General features: G+C 60.6%; 17 protein-coding genes. 12 read left to right on the top strand and 5 right to left on the bottom strand.

Going from position 1 to position 18,904, the window contains the following annotated elements:
* A partial coding sequence (locus GSQ82_RS19670) for a DNRLRE domain-containing protein (RefSeq protein ID WP_158793991.1) occupies positions 1-442 on the bottom strand: 442 nt, incomplete at its 3' end.
* 340 nt (positions 443-782) lie between these two features.
* Here GSQ82_RS19670 and pgm point away from each other — a divergent pair.
* A complete protein-coding gene (pgm, locus tag GSQ82_RS19665) occupies positions 783-2,435 on the top strand; it encodes a phosphoglucomutase (alpha-D-glucose-1,6-bisphosphate-dependent) (protein ID WP_158793990.1) in 1,653 nt (550 codons plus the stop codon).
* 60 nt (positions 2,436-2,495) lie between these two features.
* Here the strand turns inward: pgm and GSQ82_RS19660 are convergent, their stop codons facing one another.
* Positions 2,496-4,094 (bottom strand): glycosyltransferase family 39 protein, encoded by a 1,599-nt coding sequence (locus GSQ82_RS19660; protein ID WP_158793989.1) that lies wholly within the window; start codon positions 4,092-4,094, stop codon positions 2,496-2,498.
* Between the two features lie 261 nt (positions 4,095-4,355).
* Here GSQ82_RS19660 and GSQ82_RS19655 point away from each other — a divergent pair, with 261 nt between their 5' ends.
* Complete coding sequence (locus GSQ82_RS19655) at positions 4,356-4,730, top strand: HPF/RaiA family ribosome-associated protein (protein WP_158793988.1); 375 nt, start codon at positions 4,356-4,358, stop codon at positions 4,728-4,730.
* 305 nt (positions 4,731-5,035) lie between these two features.
* Here GSQ82_RS19655 and GSQ82_RS19650 read toward each other — a convergent pair whose 3' ends face one another.
* On the bottom strand, positions 5,036-7,276 hold the full coding sequence (locus GSQ82_RS19650) for a TonB-dependent receptor (protein ID WP_158793987.1): 2,241 nt from the start codon (positions 7,274-7,276) through the stop codon (positions 5,036-5,038).
* Positions 7,277-7,342: 66 nt separating this feature from the next.
* Here GSQ82_RS19650 and GSQ82_RS19645 point away from each other — a divergent pair, with 66 nt between their 5' ends.
* A complete protein-coding gene (locus GSQ82_RS19645; protein WP_158793986.1) occupies positions 7,343-8,548 on the top strand; it encodes an alginate lyase family protein in 1,206 nt (401 codons plus the stop codon).
* A gap of 182 nt (positions 8,549-8,730) precedes the next feature.
* Here the strand turns inward: GSQ82_RS19645 and GSQ82_RS19640 are convergent, their stop codons facing one another.
* Positions 8,731-9,651 carry a type I phosphomannose isomerase catalytic subunit gene (locus GSQ82_RS19640; RefSeq protein ID WP_158793985.1) on the bottom strand — a complete coding sequence of 307 codons (921 nt, stop codon included), beginning with the start codon at positions 9,649-9,651 and terminating at the stop codon, positions 8,731-8,733.
* A gap of 186 nt (positions 9,652-9,837) precedes the next feature.
* Here GSQ82_RS19640 and GSQ82_RS19635 point away from each other — a divergent pair, with 186 nt between their 5' ends.
* From GSQ82_RS19635 to GSQ82_RS19600, 8 genes are all read left to right on the top strand, one after another.
* Positions 9,838-10,827 carry a fatty acid desaturase gene (locus GSQ82_RS19635; RefSeq protein ID WP_158793984.1) on the top strand — a complete coding sequence of 330 codons (990 nt, stop codon included), beginning with the start codon at positions 9,838-9,840 and terminating at the stop codon, positions 10,825-10,827.
* 168 nt (positions 10,828-10,995) lie between these two features.
* Positions 10,996-11,493: a DUF3011 domain-containing protein gene (locus GSQ82_RS19630; protein WP_158793983.1), complete on the top strand. Its 498-nt coding sequence runs from the start codon at positions 10,996-10,998 to the stop codon at positions 11,491-11,493.
* A 58-nt stretch (positions 11,494-11,551) separates the two neighbouring features.
* A complete protein-coding gene (locus tag GSQ82_RS25195) occupies positions 11,552-12,328 on the top strand; it encodes a HipA family kinase (RefSeq protein WP_158793982.1) in 777 nt (258 codons plus the stop codon).
* The gene (locus tag GSQ82_RS19620; protein WP_158793981.1) at positions 12,306-12,692 is read left to right on the top strand and encodes a DUF3037 domain-containing protein; all 387 of its coding nucleotides are present in this window, start codon (positions 12,306-12,308) and stop codon (positions 12,690-12,692) included. The genes GSQ82_RS25195 and GSQ82_RS19620 overlap by 23 nt, the downstream gene beginning before the upstream one ends.
* A 30-nt stretch (positions 12,693-12,722) precedes the next feature.
* Positions 12,723-13,667, top strand: a complete 945-nt coding sequence (locus GSQ82_RS19615; protein ID WP_158793980.1) for a sensor histidine kinase KdpD — start codon at positions 12,723-12,725, stop codon at positions 13,665-13,667.
* 13 nt (positions 13,668-13,680) lie between these two features.
* On the top strand, positions 13,681-14,115 hold the full coding sequence (locus tag GSQ82_RS19610) for a pyridoxamine 5'-phosphate oxidase family protein (RefSeq protein ID WP_158793979.1): 435 nt from the start codon (positions 13,681-13,683) through the stop codon (positions 14,113-14,115).
* A 58-nt stretch (positions 14,116-14,173) separates the two neighbouring features.
* Positions 14,174-14,857 (top strand): MarC family protein, encoded by a 684-nt coding sequence (locus GSQ82_RS19605; protein WP_158793978.1) that lies wholly within the window; start codon positions 14,174-14,176, stop codon positions 14,855-14,857.
* A 41-nt stretch (positions 14,858-14,898) separates the two neighbouring features.
* On the top strand, positions 14,899-15,642 hold the full coding sequence (locus GSQ82_RS19600; RefSeq protein ID WP_158793977.1) for a response regulator transcription factor: 744 nt from the start codon (positions 14,899-14,901) through the stop codon (positions 15,640-15,642).
* 31 nt (positions 15,643-15,673) lie between these two features.
* On the opposite strand, the gene GSQ82_RS19595 is transcribed toward GSQ82_RS19600, so the two are convergent.
* Complete coding sequence (locus tag GSQ82_RS19595; protein ID WP_158793976.1) at positions 15,674-16,159, bottom strand: response regulator; 486 nt, start codon at positions 16,157-16,159, stop codon at positions 15,674-15,676.
* Positions 16,160-16,401: 242 nt separating this feature from the next.
* Here GSQ82_RS19595 and lptF point away from each other — a divergent pair, with 242 nt between their 5' ends.
* Positions 16,402-18,792, top strand: a complete 2,391-nt coding sequence (gene lptF / locus GSQ82_RS19590; RefSeq protein WP_158793975.1) for an LPS export ABC transporter permease LptF — start codon at positions 16,402-16,404, stop codon at positions 18,790-18,792.
* Positions 18,793-18,904: the final 112 nt, after the last annotated feature.

Genomic DNA, 18,904 nt, shown 5'->3' with positions numbered 1-18,904 from the left:
CACCCACCCACCCCTGCACCAGCCCCGTCACATCCACCGCCACGTACGCACCCGCCTGCCCCACCGTCACCGTCTGCACCGCACTCCCCAGCGAAGGCAGCGTCGCAAACGTCACGCTATACTCACCCCAAGCCGCCCCCACCGGCTGCACACTCATCGCTCCCGCCGCATTCAACCGATTGCAATACAACCGCAGCGTAGCCCGCGACACCTGCGCCGCCGTCGTCCCAGCCGGCAGCCCCGACAGGTCGAACTGCAGCAGCGACGTATACCCCGCGCCCACATTCAGATTCGAGATCGCCCCGCTGTTAACCCCAGGCAGCGCGCTGTTCACATGAGCATCCGCCGTCAACGTAGCTTCAACGGCAAACGCAGGCCGTCCCGCGGTCCACACCACCGCCAGCCCCGCCCACAACAAGACCATCCTCCGTACCAGGTCCATCCAGCCACTCATGGCGCAACGCCCGCCGCGCATCACGCGCCTGCGAACGCCATTCCATCCTCCAACGATCCAATCTCTACAGCACACGCCGAGACAGCACGGACCATTTCATGATTCATTCTGGGAACAACAATAGGGAACATTCCCGTTTTAGGCTAAGCGCCCTCAAAACACAAGCATCTTTCCCTGCGACTTCCGTGTCACAATTTTTCAGGGACATGATTCCCACGGCCTTCAACCAGGCAATCCTCAAAACCAGCATCTCATCTCTACAGGCATAGCTACTGAACGGCTTATCCGTTCCACGACAAACGATCGAACCCAGAAAAGGAATCCAGGCATGAGCACCAACCCCAAGGCACCGAACCAACCCGGCCACCTCCCCCTCACCGAAAACCTGGTCAACGTGCCCCGCCTCATCACCGCCTTCTACGAGCTCCACCCCGACCCCGCCATCCCCGCCCAGCGCGTCGCCTTCGGAACCTCCGGCCACCGCGGCAGCGCCCTCCACACCGCCTTCAACGAAGACCACATCGCCGCCATCACCCAGGCCATCTGCGACTACCGCGCCGACATGGACACTACCGGCCCCCTCTTCCTCGCGCAGGACACCCACGCCCTCTCCGAGCCCGCCTTCGCCACCGCCCTCGAAGTCCTCGCCGCAAACCGCGTCGAAACCATGGTCGACGCCGACCTCGCCTACACCCCCACCCCCGCGCTCTCCCACGCCATCCTCACCTACAACCGCGGCCGCAAGATCAACCTCGCCGACGGCATCGTCATCACCCCCTCCCACAACCCACCCGAAGACGGCGGCTTCAAGTACAACCCCACCAACGGTGGCCCAGCCGACACCACTGCCACCAAGTGGATCGAAGACCGCGCCAACACCCTCATCGCCGACGGCCTCAAAGAAGTAAAACGCATCCCCTACACCAAAGCCCTCGCCGCCTCCACCACCCACCGCCACGACTACATCACCGCCTACGTCGACGGCCTCGCCAGCGTCATCGACTTCGAAGTCCTCGCCGGCACCACCCTCAAACTCGCCGTCGATCCCCTCGGCGGAGCCGGCGTCCACTACTGGCCCCGCATCGCCGATAAGTATCACCTTCCGTTCCAAATCCTCAACCCCTACACCGACCCCACCTTCCGCTTCATGACCTGTGACTGGGACGGCAAGATCCGCATGGACTGCTCCAGCCCTTATGCGATGGCCTCTCTCATCGAAAATAAAGCCAAGTACGACGTAGCCTTCGCCGCCGACACCGATCACGACCGCCACGGCATCGTCACCCGCACCACCGGCCTCCTCAATCCCAACCATTACCTCTCCGTCTGCATCCAGTACCTCTTCACCAACCGTCCCCACTGGTCCGACAAAGTCGGCATCGGCAAAACCCTCGTCTCCTCCTCCATCATCGACCGCGTCGCCAAAGGCCTCAACCGCCCCATGCTCGAAGTCCCCGTCGGCTTCAAGTGGTTCGTCGACGGCCTCATCGACGGCACCCTCGGCTTCGTCGGCGAAGAGTCCGCAGGAGCCACCTTCCTCCGCCGCAACGGCCAGGTCTGGACCACCGACAAGGACGGCCTCATCCCCGGCCTCCTCTCCGCCGAGATGACCGCCCGAACCGGCAAAGACCCCGGCCAGCTCTACGCCGAACTCACCGCCAAATACGGCGACCCCGTCTACGAACGCATCGACGCCGCAGCCACCAAAGAACAAAAAGCCAAGCTCGCCAAACTCTCCCCCGCGCAGGTCACCGCCAAAGAACTAGCCGGCGAACCCATCACCGCCATCCTCACCGAAGCCCCCGGCAACCACGCCCCCATCGGCGGCCTCAAAGTCTCCACCGAAAACGGCTGGTTCGCCGCCCGTCCCTCCGGCACCGAAGACGTCTACAAGATCTACGCCGAGTCCTTCAAAGGCAAGGACCACCTCAAGCAAATCCAGACCGAAGCCCAGCAACTCGTCAACGCCGTCATCTCCTAACCCCACGATGCGTCATCCCACCTCCGGCCGTCGGTCGTGGGATGACGCCTCCCCCTCCCCTCAATTCCACTTCTTCATCTGCGGCCAAACCTCCTGCAGATTCCACTTGAACCCCCTGCAGTGATAGATCGGCAGCCACTCATCCCTCCGCGAAAGCGGATCCTTCGTACTCCCGATCACCGAATAGCTCGCGCACTTCGTCTGCATATTGCTCTCGTGCCCCTCACCCAGCACGATCAAGCTCTCCCCCGTATATCCACGCGGCCCCCATATCCAGTAGTTCTGATGCCCCCCAATCGACTTCGGCAACCCATACTTCGGCCCGAAAAAATCAATCGCCCCGGCGTCTCCATAGTTATTCGCAAAGATCGCCGTCTTCCTCTGCTCCTCCGGCGACAGCGTCTTGTAGTACGCCCCCACCCTCTGCGCGATCCCTTCCCAGCCAAACATATCCGCATACAACTGCGGCAGCACGCCCTCCGGCATATGCTCGAACTTCTGCTGCTCGATCCCCATCGTATGTTCGTACGCAAGAAACTTCGGCACGCTCAACACCGGCAGAATCGTCGGCAGATACACTCCTCCCACCGCAACCATCGCCAGCGCCAGCACCGGCTTCACCCACACCCACATCCTGCGCTCCGTCACGCCCTCAATCCACACCGCACCCGCCGCAAACATCATCGGATACACCGGCGCAAGGTAGTACATCTTGCCATGAAGCACCATCAACTCCACCAGGAACACCACGTAAGCCCACCCCAACACGCGAACCCCGCGCCCCCTCTCCGAAAAGAAAAACAGCAGCGCAAACACCACCAGCACCGCCGCAACAAACCCCAGCATCTGCGCCTGCGCCGCAAGAAACGCCATCGGCCCCAGCACAATATCGCGCCCGCTCTCCCGCACGTTATGCATCAACTGAAGAAACGGAAACTGATGCCTCCACTGCCACACGAAGTTCGGCAGCGCAATCACTGCCGCCAGCATGCACCCCAGCCAGAACCACCCATGACGCAGACTCCTCCGCAACGGCGTCAGGCACACACCCAGCACCGCCCCTGAAAGCCAGAAGACAATGCCGTACTTATTCAGAATCGTAATTCCGGCCAAGGCACCCACCGCCAGCCACAGCCGTTCCTCTTTGTCCTCTTCACTCTTAGCGATACGCACAATCAAATAAGCAATCCCCGTCCAGAACAACGGATCGAACGCGTTCATCGTAAACAGATGCGACAGCGCAAGCAGAACCGGAGCCAGCAGCACCGCCAGCGAAGCAAGAAACATCGCCCACCGCCGCCCTCCCAACTCACGCGCCAGTAGCCCCACCAGAACGATGGTCGCCGCCCCCGCCAGCGCCGGCAGCAACCGCAACGCCCACAGCGAACTCCCGATCGTATGCTCCAACAGCCACGTAATCCACCCGATCAAAGGCGGCTGATCCACATATCCCCACGCAGGATGCTCCCCGCACGCCAGGTAGTACAACTCATCGCGAAAGTATCCATAGTGCGGCCCCGCAAAGAGATAGAGCACAAGCCGCACCAGCGCGACATAACCAACGATGGCCACACCCGAAGTAAACCCCGAAGAAGGCCCACGCGAAGACCCCGTTGAAGATCCAGACCTGCTCCCGACGACGACGTCATCTACCCGCATAGCTGCCCTCATCCGATCAGTTACGAAGGATAGAGCCAAAAGTTCAGACAGATCTACCTCAAAATCTCACTGGGGTGTATCGACCTATCCGCGGTCTTTTTGCTCTCCTCTGTCTTTTTGTTTGTCATCCCGCAGGGATCTGCTTCTGCCTTTGCCTGTTCTTCCTCAACCCGAACACCCCCCGCAATCTGTGCAAAAATACCAGCCACCACCAAGCAACTGACTGCGTCTAAGCTCAAAGGCACTTGAAGGAGCGTACGAATGCAGATACAGATCAACAGCGATAAGAACATCCCAATGCATGCAAAACTCTCCGGCTTGATCGAAGCCGACCTCCACCGCATCTTGAACAGGTTCGAACCTCAACTCACTCGCATCGAGGTCCACCTCAGCGACGAGAATGGAGACAAATCAGGCCCGCAGGATAAGCGCTGTATCCTCGAAGCTCGCCCCAGGCACTATCCCTCCCTCACCGTCACCAACGACTCCGCCGACATTCAAACCGCACTCTCCGGAGCCGCCAACAAGATGCAGAGACTCCTCGAGACCACCTTCGGCCGCCTCCACGACAAAAACAAGAACGACACCCCGCGCCTCAGCCCGGACGAACTCATTCCCCTCCCTGAACTTGGCTGACCGGAAGCCTGTCAAGCCCCGAATGCACGTAAACCAAGCCAGCACAACAACATAACCGCTGCGTAGGAGTTATCTCTCAACCTCTATACTGGATATAGAGATCAAAAGAAGTCACAGACAAACAGAAGAACCCCGGTGAAATCGCCGGGGTTCTTCTATTTATCCGCTAAGTCCTTTAGAAACAAATTTTTACCCGTAACCCATTTAGAAAGAGAATTTTACAAAGACCAAATTTCACAAAATGCTCATTCAAAACGATTTAGCCAGGGGTACCCCCCAGGGGGTGGGGGTACCCCTCCCCACCATTAGTGAAGCCGTACCCCAACCGTCACCGTCCGTGGAGATCCAAGTGTCAGCAGTGGTGTTCTTCCCGCCTCCACCGGCTGATTGCCCAGGTTCTGCACCGTGCTATAAACCCGCCAGCGTTCGCCAAAGCGATGCTCGCCGTACAGGTCCACCTGCGCATACCCCGCCAGCCGAAACTGGTTGGCCTGGTCGTCGAACTGGTGTCCGCTCGTCCGCAGATCGACGCTGACCATGCCCCACCGCGCCCGCTCGAAGCGCATCTGTAGCGTGGCCATGTTGCGCGGTACCTGCGGCGTCCAGTTCCCCACCAGCGAAGGCTGCACCTGGAACTTCGTCACCGTGGAGATCGCATACTGGTACCCGCCGATCAGCGTCATAAAGCGGACCGGCCTCAACTCCCACTCCGCCGTCAGCCCCTTGCTGGTCAACTGCCCAAGATTCTCTCGCTCCAGCAGCGTGCTCGTCGGCGTCGAACTCAACGTCACCGCGGCCACCGGCCGGTTCACCTGCGTCCAGAAGTACCCCCCGCGCACCGACCCGAACCGCCCCACGCTCGCCAGCGCGCCGAACTCGAAGCCCGTCGCCCGCTCCGAACGCAGGCTCGGATTGGCCAACGTAATCTGCTGCCCCACCTGCCCCTGCCGATAAAGCTCATTCATCGTCGGCCCTCGAAACGCCCGGAACGCCGAACCCGTCAGCGACAGGCCGCCCGCCACCTTCTTCACCACACCCAGCCTCGGGTCGAACACATTCTCGTCGATGCTCGGCAGCGGCTGCGGCGTGCCCCCAACCTGCCGCGCGTCGAAGCTGCCAAAGTGGTCGTAGCGCGACGAAAACGCAATCGACCACGTCGAAGGCTGCCACAACACCTCGCCGTACACGCCCTCGCCCCGCTGCCGCGCACTCAGACTCACCTGCGACAGCTCCTCCACATCGTTCCCGCGGTTATCCAGAACATCGGTACCCGCCACCAGCGTCAGCTTCCTGTAACTCCTCGCCCACTGCACCGTGCCACCCACCTGCTCCGAAGGATCGACATGAAACGCCGTCAGCTTCTCCGAGGTTCGCGTCGCATTGATCGCCGAAAAACTCTGACTGAAGCTCTGATCCGTCCCATAGATCCGCATCAGAAACCGCCCCACATCGCCAGCCGACCAATCTCCTCCGCCAACATAACGCCAGATGCGCGTCCCGTTGAACTGCAGCGGAGTTCCATTGCTTCTCGCCTCGTTCAACACATTCCCACGCAGAAACGCGTCGTTCTCGCTGCCGAAGGTTCGCCGCAACTCCACGCGTCCGCTCTGCGAGTGATCGTCCGAGTTCACATCCACAGGTCCACGCAGCGCAGGAGCAGTCAGAATGTATCCATCCGTCTGAAACACGCTCGCCGCTGCAAGTCCGTTCCAACCCTTATCTCCGCCCGTAATCAACCCATCGACGATCGAGGTTCCTTCACTCGCGCCCGCAGCATTCAGCGCATAGTCGAATCGCTTCGGTACCACCGGAACAACGTCGATCACGCCTCCAATCGCACTCGACCCATACAGATCCGAAGCTCCTCCGCGCATCAGCACCACCTCACGCGTCGCCAGCGCCGGAATCTCGCTCCAGTGAATCCATCCTCCATAAGCATCGTTCAACGGCACCTGATCGCTCAGCACCAGCGTCCTGCTCGCCGCCGTCGAACCAAGCCCGCGCAGCGTCGTTCCCTCCGTCGTCGGATTCGCCACCCACGAACTCGTCCTCCGGAAGAGCTGGAAACCAGCAACCTCGCGCAGCCGATCGTCCAGCGTGAATCCAGGAGCCGTCCGCAACTGCTCCCCAGTCATCGTCCGCACGCTGCTCGCCGTCGCCTCAAGCGCCAGCGGAGTTCGCGTCGCCGTCACCTCGACCTGCTCCGAAGCTCCCGCAACCTGCATCACCACCACAATCTGGTCCTCGTCTCCCAGCGTCCGAGAGACCTCCTTGAATCCATCCCTCGCAATCGCCACCAGCGCATTCGCGTCTCCGTTCACCGCCACGCAACCGCCGTCATCGCTGACCACCGCCTGCGACGAACCCACCTGAACCCTCGCGCCGGCGATCGAAGTGTCCTGCGCATCGCGCACGCACACTCGAACCGTCTTACCAGCAGCCCACATCGCCGGAGCCGCAAACCACCAGCCAGTAATCCCAACCATCGCAACCCGCAGGAACACACGCATGTGGTCAATCCTACCGTCGAACATCGCCCTCGTCATAGCCTCCAGCCAATGACACATCCTCCCTCGCATCGTGATACTCTTCCGCCGACAGCATCGACTGCCATGACCAGCACCCGACGAACCTTCTGCACCCAGGCCGCAACGCTCCTCCTCTCGCCGCAGCTTCTCTCGGCGCAGACCAAGCCCACCGCACGTCCTGACGTCGCCGCCATCGACCGCAACCGCATCCTGCACGCCGCCGACCTCTACCTCTCGCAACCGCCCGTTCCCCTCACCGCACTCCCCTGCCCACGCAGTCCCGGAACACCCCACGACTTCTACTCCGAGGCCGAGGACTACTGGCCCGACCCTGCCAATCCAACCGGCCCCTACATCGCCCGCACCGGTGGCCCACCCAATCCCGCCGCCTTTACAGCCCATCGCGATGCACTTTTGAACTTCAGCCTTTATGTGCCTGCACTAACCGCTGCCTTTGTCTTGACCAAAGACCAGCGCTACGCACAACAAGCTGTTGCACATCTGCGAGCCTGGTTCATCGAGTCTTCTACCAGAATGACTCCGAGCGTGTTGTATGCGCAGACGATCCTGCCTGCAAAGACGGGGCGATTTGAAGGCCTCATCGAAGCAGTGCATCTTGCGGAGGTCGTTCAATCCGTTCCATTCCTTGCCGTCTCAGAGGCTCTTTCGGCGCCCGATCTTGCTGCTCTGAATCAGTGGTTCGCCGATTACTTTGCCTGGCTCAATAGCTCACGTCTTGCTGGCCTTGCACGCGACAACAAGAGCCATCATGGAACCTCGTGGCTGCTGCAGGCTGCGGCCATCGCGCACCTCACGCAGGAGCAGGACGATCGTGCGCTTACCGCGATTCGTCATCAGTATCAGGCCAGTGCGGTTCGCGCTCAAATGCTCGCAGACGGGACGTTTCCGCATGAACTGACTATGGCGAATCCTTACCGCAACTCTCTCTTCAATCTGGACATGTTTGCTGCGATCTGTCTTCTAGTCACCACGCGGTTCGAGAGTGTCTGGGACTACGAACTGCAGGATGGGCCAGGGATGCGGGTAGAGATCGCCCGGCACTATCCCTATATCTTGAATCGAGGAAGCTGGCCCTTTCGCGCCGATCTTACGCACTTTAACGATCTGCCGATCAGGCCGCCGAGCCTGCTGTTTGCGGCGCGCGCGTATGATCGGCCAGAGTATGCGGAGCTTTGGGCGAAGCTGCCTCCGGACACTACAATTCCGGAGTTGCAGCGGACGTTTCCGATTCGCCAGCCGCTGCTTTGGGTGACTCGACCGAAGCCTTAATTCTGACGAAATCGCGTGTTTTTCCTGGATGTGGTGGAGCGACGTTTTTGCAGGGCTTTTTGCGGGTTCCGGTGTGCAACGCGTGGTAAATTGCTGGTGAGTTGTGGTGGCTTGCATGGTGGAGATGGTCGCTTAGCAACCATCTCCACTGATGCCTGACCCGCAGCTTGCCCTTCGATTCCTTATCGGTTCTTCTCGACCGGAGCCACGCATCGCATAAACGTCGCCCCGGAACCCGTCTCGACCGTTACGCTTGCGCCTGCAGGTACGACGACTGCCTGCCCCATCTTGAGTTCCACGTCACCGTCGGAAGTGACGATCGATCCGGTCCCCGCCAAGCCTACAAGACAGCCCTGGCCCTCGAAAGGAACTGTAATCTTTCCGGCTCCGCCGATCTCGAAACGATCCACCACAAAGTACTTCTGCTCAATCAACCGTGTGAACCCATCCATCTGCCTCGGAGCGATCTTTCCCGCAGCCGTCTGCGTCTTCATTACCTGCAGCCCCTTCTTCAGGTGCAGCTCGCGTGGACGTCCATAATCATAGAGCCGATAGGTCACATCACTGGTCTGCTGCGTCTCCAGGAGCACCACGCCGGGTCCGATCGCGTGTACCGTCCCCGCATCGACGTACAGCATGTCTCCCACCGACACCGGCACGTGCATCAGCAGCGTCTCCATGGTCTCGTCCGCCACTGACGCCTCTACCTCTTTCGGCCCCACTCCAGGCTTCAATCCCAGCGCAACCGTTGCTCCCGGCTCGGCCTCCAGCACATACCAGCACTCCGTCTTTCCTCTCGTCTCGCCCATCGCCGCAGCCTGCGCGTCATCCGGATGCACCTGTACCGAGAGCTTATCCGCAGGAAACAGAATCTTCACCAGCAAGGGAAACTCGCCGCCTGCCTTCTGGCTAACCTCAGTCAGGGTCTCACCCGCAAGCGTCCCTGTCTCCACTACGCACTGAGGCCCAGTCAACCACGCCTCACCCACCAGTTCGGTCGTGCCAGTATCTGAAAACCAGGGCGTCAGATCTGTCTTTCCCCAAACCCGTTCACTAAACCAGGGCTTCAAACGAAACGGTGCAAAGCTCGTTGCAATAGTCATACTGACAGCCTATCAATTTCTTCTATCGCGAAACACCCTGCCATCACTGCCATCACTGCGCACAAGCCGACGACAAAAGTTTTACGTTGCCTCTGCCACTTTTGGGGGGCCATTACAAAAGTGTTACACCACGCTCTTTCAGCCCCTGTTAGCGTCGATATCAGCAGTAAAAAGGACAGCGCGCATATGACTCCTCTCAGCACAATCGAAGCAACTCCGGTAAAGGCACCCAAGTTGGCCGCAGTCGTTCCGGCCGTCGCCGAAGTGACCCATAAGATCAAGCAGGATCTTCGCATGGGCCGCGAGCACCAGCAGGGGCGCATCAACTGGATCACCACGATCGCCATGGGGCTCTTTCATGTCGGAGCTATCGCCGCGCTCTTCTTCTTCTCCTGGACCAATCTCGCCGTCTTCTTTGTCATGTACTTCTTCGCGATCAACGTCGGCATCGGCATGGCCTACCATCGCCTGCTGACCCACCGCGGCTACCGCACCCCCAAGTGGGTCGAGTACTTCGTGACCATGTGCGGCTGCCTCGCGCTTGAGGGCGGACCGATCTTCTGGGTCGCCACCCACCGCGTCCACCACCAGAACTCCGACCACGAGGGTGACCCACACACGCCGCACGACGGCACCTGGTGGGCCCACGCAGGCTGGATTCTCTCCGGCCGCGCCCTGCACTCCGAGACCGCCCTCCTTGGCCGCTACGCCCCCGACCTCACCAAGGATCCGGTCCACGTCTGGCTCAGCAAGTACCACTACGTTCCCCTGGTCGTCACTGGCCTTCTTCAAGCCGCTCTCGGCGCGGCCCTGGCACCTGCAGGCCACCACGTCATCGGCGCAGTCAGCATGGTCCTCTGGGGAACCTTCCTCCGCGTGACCATCGGCCTTCACGCCACCTGGCTCGTCAACTCTGCCACACACCTCTGGGGCAAGCGCCGCTTCGAGACCAAGGACGACTCCCGCAACAACTGGTGGGTCGCCATTCTCACCGGCGGCGAGGGCTGGCACAACAACCACCACGCTCACCCGGTCAGCGCCCGTCACGGCCTCGCCTGGTACGAGTTCGACATCAACTACTACGGCATCTGGCTGCTCTCGAAGATTGGTCTCGCTGAGAAGATTCAGATCGCCAAGTTCGATCCTGAAAACCCCAAGCCAGCCGGCGTCATCTAACCGCTTCGCACAACCATCATCATCAGGCCGTCATCCGAAAGGGTGGCGGCCTTTTTATTTACCACATCTAGACTCGACAAGCACCCGTCCTCGGGATATCCTCATCCCGAATCGCAAGTGCAATCGCTTCAAGAGCAAGTGACAATCCCATAGCTCGAGAGAGGCAAGATGACACATATAACGAAACTCTTCCTGGTCGCCACCCTATTTATCGCAGCCGCATGCGCTGCCCCTTCAGCCGCTAACGCGCAACCCGGCTATGGCGGTCCGCGAATCACCTGTTCTTCCAACGACGGCCGCAGGAACTGGTGTGACATCGGCGGCGCGCGCGATGCCCGTCTCGTCCGCCAGATCAGCGGTTCCGCCTGCGTCCGCGACAATACCTGGGGCATCGACCGCCGTGGCCTCTGGGTGGATCGTGGATGCCGTGCCGAGTTCGTCGCCGCTGGAGGCCGCCCTGGACCGCCGCCGTCGTCACAAGCCCGCGTGGTTACGTGCTCCTCGAACGACGGACACAGAAACTGGTGTGACGTAGGACCCAGCCGCGATATCCGCCTGGTTCGCCAGATCAGCGGCTCCGCCTGCGTTCGCGACAGCACTTGGGGCATCGACCGTCGCGGCCTGTGGGTCGACCGCGGCTGCCGCGCCGACTTCCGCGTCCGCTAGCCACTGCTGCGGGAGCCGCTTGCACCAAAGCGGCTCCTCCCGGCTACACTAGGCAGCAATGCTTCGCACCATCCGCGCCACCCAGTACGTCACCCCTCTTCGCGAAGGCGGCTCGCTCCCTGCGATCATCGAGGCTGATGATCTTGGCCTCTACGTCGTCAAATTTCGCGGCGCCGGGCAAGGCCCGCTCGCTCTCGTGGCGGAACTTGTCGCCGGTGAGATTGGCCGTGCGCTTGGTCTCGATATACCCGAACTCGTCTTCGCCCAGGTAGACCCCGCGCTCGGACGCAACGAACCCGACCAGGAGATTCGCGACCTTCTTCGCGCCAGCGCAGGGCTCAACCTCGCGCTCGACTACCTTCCCGGCTCCTCCATGTTCGACCCTGCCGCCGGCGACAAGGCCGATCCGCGTATCGCCTCCCTCGCCGTCTGGTTCGACGCCTTCACGCTCAACGTCGACCGCACGGCGCGCAATGCGAATCTGCTGAATTGGCACCGTCAGCTCTACTTCATCGACCACGGAGCCGCACTCTACTTTCACCACAACTGGCCCGATGCGGACCGCCTGGCCGAATCACCCTTCGCGGATGTCCGCCATCACATCCTCCTGCCGTGGGCATCCGGCCTCGACGAAGCCGCCGCTCATGCAGCCAGTCGTCTCAACGCTGAAGTACTCACCAACATCCTCGCGCAGGTTCCCGATGAGTGGCTGCAGTCGGCTCACGCCAGCCCCACCGAAGCACGCGCAGCCTACCTCGACCTGCTCATCCGGCGTCTCAACGCATCCCCCATCTTTACCCAGGAGGCCATCCGTGCTCGCGCCCATCTCATTTGACTACGCGGTCATTCGCGTCGTCCCCCGCGTCGAGCGCGAAGAGTTCATCAACGCAGGCGTCCTCGTCTTCTGCCTGCAACACCGCTTCCTCGAAGCCCGCATCCATATCGACGAGCAGCGGCTGCTCGCACTGTGGCCAAAGCTCGATCTCTATCTGGTCCGCAGCCATCTCGAAGCCTTTCCTCGCATCTGCGCCGGCGATTCTGCCTCCGGTCCCATCTCGCAGCTTAGCCAACGCGAGCGCTTCCATTGGCTCGTCTCCCCGCGCAGCACCATCATCCAGGTGTCGCCTGTCCACACCGGCCTGTGCGGCGCTCCTGAAGATCTCATGGACAATCTGGCACAGCGTTATCTGACCCTCTAGAGTGCGCCACCGCTATACTTCCTCAAGGCCATGAACATCACACGACGACGCGGAGCCATCGCGACCTTCATCACCCTCGGCGTCCTCACCGTCGGCCTCGCGGTCGCACTTAATATCGGCTGGATCATCCTCAACGAGCGCACGTTCGCCCTCGCCATCCTGGGTGTCATCCTCTTCTCCGCGCTCATCGCCGGCGTCGTCCTCAACACCGTCTTTCTTATCCGCGAGATCCGCCGCAACGAGCGGCAGGACTCCTTCCTCAACGCCGTCACCCACGAGCTGAAGACACCGATCGCCAGCATCCGACTCTACCTGGAAACCCTCCAGCGCCGCTCCGGTGCCATCGACGAGATACAGAAGCAGGAGTTCTACCGGATCATGCTGTCGGACTCCGACCGCCTGCTCGCCACCGTCGAACAGGTGTTGAAGGCCGGGCAACTCGGACAGCGCCACCGCCAGCTTAGCCGCGCCGTGATCAACCTCGAATCCCTCGTCACCGACTGCATCGCCATCACCTTGCAACGCCATAACCTACCGCCCGACAGCATCACGCTCCAGCCCACCCCCGGCGGTATCCGTCTCCACGTCTACGGTATCGCCGAAGATCTCCGCACAGCTGTCAACAACGTTCTGGACAATGCCGTTAAATACTCCCCCAACAGCGTCCATGTCGTCTGCTCGCTGGCCATCTGGCGCTACACCTCGGTCACCCTCACGGTCACCGACACCGGCGTCGGTCTCCCTCCGAACCAGTTCAAACGCATCTTCAACCGTTTCTACCGCGTGCCCGGCAGAGCGATGGCGACCATCAAAGGCACGGGCCTCGGCCTCTTCCTCGTCCGCAACATCGCGCGCCAACACGGAGGCGACGCCACGGCCACCAGCCCAGGCCCAGGACTGGGAACCACCATCACCATCACTCTTCCGCTGGCCAACTCAACCACCACGACAGGGTCCTCCGGCGCATCGCAGTAGTACGGTATACGGCATGCAACTCGAACAACTTCATCACTTCCTCGACGCACACAGGCTTGCAGTCCTCGCGACCATTGCACCAACCGGAGATCCTCAGTCCGCGCTCGTTGGCATTGCAATCTCCCCGCAGCTCCAGATCGCTTTCGACACTCTCAAGTCCTCGCGGAAGTACACCAATATCAAAGCACATCCGCGAGTCTCTTTCGTCGTCGGCTGGGAGGCCGAGATCACCGTGCAGTACGAAGGCATCGCCACTGAACCCGAAGGAGAGCTTCTGCGCCAGACGCAAGAGCTCTACTTCCAAGCCTGGCCAGAGGGAAGAGAGCATCTTCAGTGGCCGAATATCACATGGTTCCTCGTCCAGCCGCTCTGGATTCGCTACAGCGACTTCAAGACAGGCCATATCGAAGAGCTCACCTTCCCCATCCCAGATATGCCCCTTCCATAGCACCACCGAAGTACAATCGACCTGACATTACACGGTTTGCATCTATGTTGGGAGCTCCATGTCTCTACTCTGGAAATACTTCGCCCTGGGCTTCAGCGCGCTCCTTCCGCTGATCAACCCCCTCGGCTCCGCGCTTATCTTTCTCGGTCTCGTCGGTGCAGCGCCGATCGACGCCTACCGCGCCCTCGCCCGCCGCATCGCCATCAATACCGTCATCTTTCTCGCCGTCATCGAACTCATCGGCTCTTATCTGCTGGGCTTCTTCGGTATCTCACTCCCCATCGTGCAGTTCTCCGGGGGAATCGTCATCGCCATGATCGGCTGGTCCATGTTGAATCAAAAGGACAGCGCCCCCAATCCCGAGAAGACCGAGGCAGCCGTCCCCGCCGTCACGCAGGCAGAGATCAACAGCCTCCAGCAAAAAGCCTTCTATCCATACACCTTTCCCATCACCGCAGGCCCCGGTTGCATCGTCGTCATGCTGACCCTTAGTGTGCATACCGACCAGACCACCCTCCAGGACAAAGTCCTCGCACACGCCGGCCTCTTCATCGCCGTCATCGCGCTCAGCGCTCTCATCTACTTCTGTTATGCCTACGCCCCCAAGATCGCACGCTCCATCTCTCCCGCCACGGCCCACGGTATTCTGCGCGTCGTGGCGTTCATCCTCCTCTGCATCGGCGTCCAGATTGCATGGAACGGCGTGAGCAGCCTGCTCATGCCGCTGCTGCATAAATCGTAACCAATAGAGATACAATTTTAATCTAGGCAGCAGACACCGCCATGACCGAAACCAGCGCACCCCTGATCGTCGTCGTCGAAGATGAAGAACATCTTGCCCAGGGTCTTCTCTTCAACCTGCAGGCAGAAGGCTACCGCACCCACCACGAGTTTGACGGCGACTCCGCCCTCGCTTATCTCCTCAACCCCAAAGAGCCCATCGCGGCTATTCTGCTCGACTGCATGCTTCCCGGCGCCGACGGCTTCACCATCGTCCGCGCCCTCCGCGCAGCCGAGCTTTACACCCCGGTCCTGATGCTTACCGCCCGCTCCCGTCCCGAGGACATCCTCGAAGGCATCGAAGGCGGTGCCGACGACTACCTCGCCAAGCCCTTCGACCTGAACATCCTTCTGGTCCGCCTCAAATCGCTCCTCCGCAGAACCTCGTGGCAAAACACCTCCTCCTCCGTGGCCGCTCTACCAGCACCCTCTGATCAGCCCACCGAGTACAGCTTCAACCACCGCACCATACGCTTCGATGAGCTGGAGCTGGTCGCACCCAATCGCACCACGCACCTGACCCTGATGGAAGCCGACCTCCTGCGCTACCTCACCGATCGCGAGGGCCAGATCGTCTCCCGCAAGGAGATCCTCGAACAGGTCTGGCGCGTACACGAGGACACCGACACGCGCGCCGTCGACAACTTTATCGTCCGGCTCCGCCGATATATCGAGGACGACCCCGCCAACCCGCAGCACTTGCTCACAGTACGCGGAGTCGGCTATCGCTTCCTGGCAAATCCTTAGTCGGTTACATTGCGAAGGTCGATCCTAGAGGCTAACGCGCCTCACGCCACCGCCGAGCCTCCACAGGAGCCAATATCCGATGCACCGCAGTAAGCAGATCCGGCAACCGGAACGGCTTCGCCAGGAAACTCCAGCCCTCCTCCTGCAGCCGCGCCTTTTGTCGTCCATCCATCTGTCCACCTGAGATCAGCAGAACCGGAACATCGCCCCTCAGTGCCTTCAAGTCCTCCGCCAACTCCATCCCAGACCGGTTCGGCATATAAAGATCTGTCACCACAAGGTCGATCTGCGGCACGCTCCGAAAAATCTGCGTAGCCCGCTCCGCGTCCCCTGAGCTGTACACACCATATCCCTCATGCTCCAGAAACGTCCTCGTCAGAGAGCGAATGTCAGGATCGTCGTCCACCAGAAGAATCGTGCTCGGCGGAAGTGGAATGGAGGTATCAGTAGCCTGGGTCACATCAAAATCGAAGATCGTTCGCGAAACATTATGTCCATCAACGGGAAATGCACTCATCTCAATCAAACACTCTCAGCCCCGCCAACCCACCGAAACAGAATCAGACAGACGCGGCATCTCTCAAAAAATTGCTGCCTGAATAGATGGATTACCCAATCACGCTTCGAGTTGCCTCGTCCACACCATTCGGTACTGCTGCAAAAACGCGGACGAATCATTCAATCCGCTTATCTCGCACAATCGCCGATCTTTCCGGGCCTCTGCACGATAAACTCAATACAGGTACTGTCAACCAGCGCATGCGCATCATCACCCGCTACATCCTCCGCGAAGTCACCTCCCACGCCCTCCTCGGCGGAGCTCTCTTTACCTTCATCATCTTCATGCGCGACCTCGGCAAGATCCTCGAGTTCGTCGTTCGCGACTCCGCCTCCGTCGGCGACGTGGCCCGCATCATCGCCTATACGCTGCCCAACGCACTCGTCGTCACCATTCCCATGGCGGTCCTGGTCGGCATCCTGCTCGGCCTTTCGCGCCTCGCCGCAGACAGCGAGATCACCGCCATGCGCGCCTCCGGCATGGGTGCCATCGACTTCGTCCGCATCGTCTCCATCGTCTCCACCATCGCGCTCTTCCTCGGCCTCTTCAACTCTCTCTATCTCGCTCCCCACGCCGCCGCCGGCCTCATCACTCTCGGCGAATCGCTCAAGTCGTCGCAGGCCTCCTTCGAGGTCCAGCCACGCGTCTTCTACGAGGAGTTCAAAGATCGCGTCCTCTACATTCAGGACGTCTCCCCTGCGTCCGGCGCCGCTCTCTGGCACCACGTCTTCCTCGCCGACCTCACCGAGCCTGCGAACCCGCACATCACCACCGCGGAGCAGGCCGTCGTCGTCAATGGCACGCCCAACACACCCGATGCCCAGACCATCCGCCTCCACCTCATCGACGGCGGCGAGCACGACACCTCCTCCACCGACCCCAACCAGTACAACATCTCCACCTTCAACACCACCGACGTCCCGATCGAGACCGAAGCACCCGAAGACACTCACCTCGGCCGCATGAACACCCCGATCCAGGCGCTCTCTCTTCCTGAACTCTGGCGTGCCGCCAAATCCGTCAGCTCCACCAACGGACGCGAAGCCACCGTCTACCGCATCGAGTTCAATAAGCGCTTCTCCTATCCGTTCGCCTGCCTCGTCCTCATGCTCGTGGGCGTCCCGCTCGGCATCTCCTCCAAACGCGGAGGCAAATCCACCGGCTTCGTCCTCACCATCCTGCTCGTCTTCACCTACTACTTCCTCTCCTCGGTCGGCGTAGCCTTCGCCCAATCGGGCAAGCTCTCGCCTTTCCTCGGCGTCTGGGGCGCGAACCTCCTCTTCGCCACCGCCGGAGCGATCCTGCTCTACCAGATGTCTCGCGGAGGCATCGCCCTCAGCATCTTCTCCACCATCGGCGTCAAACTCGGCAATCTCGTAACCCGCCTCCTCAGCGGCAACGGCTCCGATTCAGGATCCACTCGCTCCACTCACGACGTCGCGACCCTCCTGCGCAAGCTACGCGGCGTCATCCGTATCCAATTCCCTCTGCTGCTCGACGACTATGTGATGCGCGAGTACGCCACCAACTTCGCCATCGTCCTCAGCTCCTTCTCTACACTCTTTCTCATCTTCACCTTCTTCGAACTCATCGGTCCGATCTTCAAGAACCGCACGCCGCTCATCGTGGTCGGCGAGTACCTCATCACCCTCATTCCATACATCCTCTACAACATCACACCGCTCTGTGGACTGGTCGCCGTCCTCGTCACCTTCGGCGCGCTCAACCGCACCTCCGAACTCACCGCGATGAAGTCCAGCGGCATCAGCCTCTATCGCATCATCGCGCCCGTCCTCTTCGTCACGCTGCTCATCTCCGCCGGCCTCTTCCTCTTCGACGAGGTCTACCTCCCCAGCGCCAACCGTCGCCAGGAGGCCCTCCTCTCCGTCATCAAGGACAAGCCCACCCAGACCTTCTCGCGCCCCGACCGCCAGTGGATCTCCGGCCAGACCACCAAGAACGGCGAGCCAGCGCGCATCTTCTACTACCAGTACTTCAACGCGGAAAAAGATACCTTCGCCAATCTCACCGTCTTTGAGTTCGATCCCGCCACCTTCAGCCTCCATCGCCGCATCTTCGCTGCCAGCGCCCGTTGGGACCCGCAGGTGGACAACTGGGTCTTCGACAACGGCTGGCAGCGCACCTTCGCCGGAGAGACCATCGCCAGCTACCAGCCCTTCACCGTCTCCACCTTTCCCGAGATCAAGGAGCAACCCAGCTACTTCAAAAAAGAAGATCTCCCGTCACAAGAGATGAGCTACAACGAACTCTCGCACTACATCGCCGACCTTAAACAATCCGGCTTCGAGACCCAACGCCTCAGTGTGCAGCTAAACAAGAAGATCGCCTACCCGCTCATCACCCTCGTCATGGCCATCCTGGCCATCCCCTTCGCCCTCTCCATGGGCAAAAAAGGTTCGCTCACCGGCATCGCCACCGCCATCGGCCTGGCCATCACCTACTGGGTCATCGCTCTTATCTTTGAGTCCTTCGGCAACGTAAACCATCTGCCCGCAGTCCTTGCAGCATGGACCCCCGACGTCCTCTTCGGCATCGCCGGCACCTACCTGCTCCTCCGCACCCCTACCTAAATATTCGCGTTCCTGTCCCTTTGTTGTCGTCCCGCAGGCACCCACACCCAACAATCTACAATGAGCCCAGCACTCATCGAATCCATATGGAATTCACACCCAGACGAACAAG

It is taken from the genome of Granulicella sp. L60, from assembly GCF_009765825.1.
Classification (GTDB): domain Bacteria; phylum Acidobacteriota; class Terriglobia; order Terriglobales; family Acidobacteriaceae; genus Edaphobacter.
The sequence above is the reverse complement of the archived record's forward strand: the minus strand, read 5'-3'. Positions and strand labels throughout refer to the sequence as shown.

Bases quoted from the DNA above. Each gene is read 5' to 3' on its own strand.
- GSQ82_RS25195 (WP_158793982.1), top strand. From the start codon at position 11,552: ATGCTTCGCACCATCCGCGCCACCCAGTACGTCACCCCTCTTCGCGAA.
- GSQ82_RS19655 (WP_158793988.1), top strand. From the start codon at position 4,356: ATGCAGATACAGATCAACAGCGATAAGAACATCCCAATGCATGCAAAA.
- pgm (WP_158793990.1), top strand. From the start codon at position 783: ATGAGCACCAACCCCAAGGCACCGAACCAACCCGGCCACCTCCCCCTC.
- GSQ82_RS19660 (WP_158793989.1), bottom strand. From the start codon at position 4,094: ATGCGGGTAGATGACGTCGTCGTCGGGAGCAGGTCTGGATCTTCAACG.
- GSQ82_RS19610 (WP_158793979.1), top strand. From the start codon at position 13,681: ATGCAACTCGAACAACTTCATCACTTCCTCGACGCACACAGGCTTGCA.
- GSQ82_RS19640 (WP_158793985.1), bottom strand. From the start codon at position 9,651: ATGACTATTGCAACGAGCTTTGCACCGTTTCGTTTGAAGCCCTGGTTT.
- GSQ82_RS19635 (WP_158793984.1), top strand. From the start codon at position 9,838: ATGACTCCTCTCAGCACAATCGAAGCAACTCCGGTAAAGGCACCCAAG.
- GSQ82_RS19600 (WP_158793977.1), top strand. From the start codon at position 14,899: ATGACCGAAACCAGCGCACCCCTGATCGTCGTCGTCGAAGATGAAGAA.
- lptF (WP_158793975.1), top strand. From the start codon at position 16,402: ATGCGCATCATCACCCGCTACATCCTCCGCGAAGTCACCTCCCACGCC.
- GSQ82_RS19605 (WP_158793978.1), top strand. From the start codon at position 14,174: ATGTCTCTACTCTGGAAATACTTCGCCCTGGGCTTCAGCGCGCTCCTT.
- GSQ82_RS19630 (WP_158793983.1), top strand. From the start codon at position 10,996: ATGACACATATAACGAAACTCTTCCTGGTCGCCACCCTATTTATCGCA.
- GSQ82_RS19595 (WP_158793976.1), bottom strand. From the start codon at position 16,159: ATGAGTGCATTTCCCGTTGATGGACATAATGTTTCGCGAACGATCTTC.
- GSQ82_RS19645 (WP_158793986.1), top strand. From the start codon at position 7,343: ATGACCAGCACCCGACGAACCTTCTGCACCCAGGCCGCAACGCTCCTC.
- GSQ82_RS19650 (WP_158793987.1), bottom strand. From the start codon at position 7,276: ATGACGAGGGCGATGTTCGACGGTAGGATTGACCACATGCGTGTGTTC.
- GSQ82_RS19615 (WP_158793980.1), top strand. From the start codon at position 12,723: ATGAACATCACACGACGACGCGGAGCCATCGCGACCTTCATCACCCTC.